Here is a 3,282-nt window from a genome sequence, read left to right as displayed (position 1 = left end):
CGAGCTGGGCCTGGGCCGGGGGGTGCTGACGGCGCGCACCGTGGCCGGGCTGCTGCGCGCCACCGCCGCGCCCTCCCGTCGCCCCGGGGGCGGCGGGAACGCGGTGGGGGCCCCGTCCTGACGGACGGGGCCCCCACCGCTGGTGCTCCGGGGAGAGGGTCCGGGCCTGGAGCCCGGCCGCTCAGACCGCGAGCGCCCCGAGGGCGGGGCCGGTCTGCTCGGCCGGCACGACGGCCCCGGCGCGCATCCGCCGCCCGGTCAGCTTCTGCAGCCGCAGGTGCAGCACCTGGCTCTGGCCCTCCGGGGCCCAGGTGCCGAGCCGGGAGGCCAGCCGCTGGGACTCCTCCAGCGGCAGCAGCCGCGCCCGGCCCACGGCGGTGACGCTCCAGCCGCTGCGCCGGTCGACGTCGACGACGTGGACGTTGAGGGCGACGGTGGCGTTGGCCACGGCGCGGGCGAAGATGCTGTCGGCGGTGGTGCGGACGAGGACCTCCTCGCCGTCGACGACGTACTCCACGGTGCGGATGGCCGGTTGCGCGTGCTCGGTGTAAGCGATGACGCCGATGGTCCGCGTGGCCAGCAGCTCGCGGCACTCGGCGGGACTGATCTCCACTGCGCTGCCCATGACCCGCTCCCCTCGCTCGCGCCTCGTCGCGCGATAGTCACTGTGCGTAGCGAACGTGGTGTTACCAACACGTTAAGTACCACAGCGTACGCGGAACGAAACCGCTTGTACCAGGGCCTTCCGTCACACGCGGGTAATCGTCGGAGGTCTCAACCGCTTCACCCAGCGTGTCCGGACCGCCCCCGCGCGCAGCGGCTGGCGGCGCGCGCAACTCATCGACACCCCACCCCGGACACCACCTCGGACACCGGCCCGCACACCCACCGCCCGGAGCTGGGGCAGGATGGATGCCCGTGGCTGAGCTCGTCTTCTTCTCCGGGACCATGGACTGCGGCAAGTCGACGCTCGCGCTGCAGCTCGACCACACGCACCGCGCCAGGGGGCGCGAGGGCCTGCTGTTCACCCGCTGCGACCGCGCCGGGGACTCCGTGATCTCCAGCCGCCTCGGGCTGCGCCGCGACGCCCTCGAGGTCCGCGACGGCACCGACTTCTGGGAGGTCGCCGTCGCCCACCGCACCGGCGGCCAGCACCTGGACTACGTCGTCTGCGACGAGGCGCAGTTCTACTCCCCGCGGCAGGTGGAGCAGCTCGCCCGCATCGTCGACGACCTCGGCGTCGACGTCTACGCCTTCGGGATCATGGCCGACTTCCGCACGCGGCTCTTCCCCGGCAGCGCGCGCCTCGTGGAGCTCGCCGACCGCCTCGAGGTGCTGCAGGTGGAGGCGCTGTGCTGGTGCGGGGCGCGCGCCACCCACAACGCGCGCACGGTCGACGGGGAGATGGTCGTCGAGGGCGAGCAGGTCGTCGTCGGGGACGTGCAGGCCGCCGAGGACGAGGACGGCGCGACCGACACCGCGCCGGCCACCACCGCCGTGGTGGCCTACGAGGTGCTGTGCCGGCGCCACCACGTGCGCCGGGAGACCGCCGCCCGCGCCCGCACCCGCGTGGGCCGCCAGCTGCGGCTGGAGGACGCCCCCCTCACCGCCGGCGCCTGAGCGGAGCGGACGGCACCCCGACCCGCGGCGATCACCCGCCGTTCAGCGGCGCGTCACACCCGGCCGGGAGGGTCCGCGGGCACCGTCCCCGAGGACCCGGAGGTCCCCGTGCCCGCACTCCCGTCCGGCCGCCGCTCCTGCGGTGGCGCCACCGCCGCCGCAGGTGCGCTCGCGCTGACCCTGTTCGCCGTCCCCGCGGCCGCCGCACCACCGGCCACCACCGGGCCCGGCGAGGACACCGCGCCGCGCTGGGCGACCGCCACCGCCGCCGTGGAGACCCCGCCGGCGTTCGACGACGAGGCCGGTGGCGACGCCGACGCCGACGACCCCGCCCTGTGGATCTCCCCCACCGACGGCGACCGCTCCCTGGTGCTGGGGACGCTGAAGAACGGCGGCCTCGCCGCGTACGGCCTCGACGGGCGCCTGCTGCAGCACGTCGCCGCCCCGCCCGCCCCCGCCGGCGCGAGCGAGGCCGGCCGCTTCAACAACGTCGACGTCGTGCAGGGCGCGCGCATCGGCGGGCGCACCCTGGACCTGGCGGTGGTCAGCGACCGCGGCCGCGACCGGATCCGCGTCTACGCGATCGACCCGCGCGGTGCGGCCGCCGGCGCCGCCGTCCTCACCGACGTCACCGACCCCGGCGCCGCGCCCGTGTTCAGCGCCTCGGAGGCGCAGGTCGACGAGCAGGCCACCGCGTACGGGCTGGCCGCCGGGCTCGGCGCCGACGGCGGGGTGCAGGTGCTCACCACCCGGCGGCACAGCACCGACCTGGCCGTGCTGCGGCTCGTCGCGGGCCCGGGCGGCACCATCGGCTACCGGCAGCAGGACCGGATCGCCCTGCCGTCGGCGTTCGAGCTGCCCGACGGGACGAGCTGGAGCCCCTGCGAGGAGCCCGGCGAGGGCCCGCAGGCGGAGGGCTCCACCTTCGACCCCGCGACCGGCGCCTGGTACGTCGCGCAGGAGGACGTCGGCATCTGGCGGCTCGTGCCCGGCGACGGCGGGACCTGGACCCGCACGCTCGTGGACCGGGTCCGCGACTACGGCGTGCCGGCGGCGTGGGACGAGGCGTCGGAGTCGTGCGTCGTCACCGGCACCGACCCCGGCGAGGGCGGCACCCGCCTGACGGCCGACGCGGAGGGCCTGACCGTCGCCCACGCCCCCGACGGCACCGGCTACCTGCTGGCCTCCAGCCAGGGCGACAGCACCTTCGCCGTCTACGAGCTGGGCTCGGGCCGCTACGCCGCCGGCTTCGCGATCGCCGACGGCCCCGGCAGCGGCGGCGGGGCGGTGGACGGCGTCCAGCACAGCGACGGCGCCACCGTCACCACCCGCGCGGTGGGCAGCGCCTACCCGTACGGGCTGCTCGTCCTGCACGACGGGGAGGACACCGGGGAGGCGGCCGCCGACGCCGGGCGCACCGCGACGGGCTTCAAGCTCGTGCCGCTGGAGCGGGTGGTGCGGCCGCTGGTGCTCGACGCGCGCTGACGGCGGGCGCCGGCCGCGGCGGGGCGGTGGGGGTGGTCAGTCGCCCCCGCCGCCGCCCCCGCCGCCGGAGTCACCGCCGCCGGAGTCACCGCCGTCGCGGGAGTCGCCGCCGGAGCCGCCCGCGGTGCCGTCGCCGCCCGGGGCGGAGCGGGCCAGCGCGGCCACGGCGGCCTCGAC

3 protein-coding genes are annotated in these 3,282 nt (G+C 77.2%); 2 read left to right on the top strand and 1 reads right to left on the bottom strand.

Going from position 1 to position 3,282, the window contains the following annotated elements; genetic code table 11:
- Nucleotides 1–181: 181 nt before the first annotated feature.
- Complete coding sequence (locus ABEB16_RS20210; RefSeq protein WP_345713992.1) at nt 182–625, bottom strand: pyridoxamine 5'-phosphate oxidase family protein; 444 nt, start codon at nt 623–625, stop codon at nt 182–184.
- A gap of 293 nt (nt 626–918) precedes the next feature.
- Here ABEB16_RS20210 and ABEB16_RS20205 point away from each other — a divergent pair, with 293 nt between their 5' ends.
- Together ABEB16_RS20205 and ABEB16_RS20200 are read left to right on the top strand one after the other, a co-directional pair.
- Entirely contained in the window at nt 919–1,620 is a 702-nt protein-coding gene (locus ABEB16_RS20205) for a thymidine kinase (protein ID WP_345713991.1), read from the top strand.
- Between the two features lie 108 nt (nt 1,621–1,728).
- Nucleotides 1,729–3,105, top strand: coding sequence for a phytase (locus ABEB16_RS20200; protein WP_345713990.1), 1,377 nt, complete (start codon nt 1,729–1,731; stop codon nt 3,103–3,105).
- Nucleotides 3,106–3,282: the final 177 nt, after the last annotated feature.

This window comes from Kineococcus glutinatus, from assembly GCF_039542765.1.
In the GTDB taxonomy this organism is placed as follows: Bacteria; Actinomycetota; Actinomycetes; order Actinomycetales; family Kineococcaceae; genus Kineococcus_A; species Kineococcus_A glutinatus.
The sequence above is the reverse complement of the archived record's forward strand: the minus strand, read 5'-3'. Positions and strand labels throughout refer to the sequence as shown.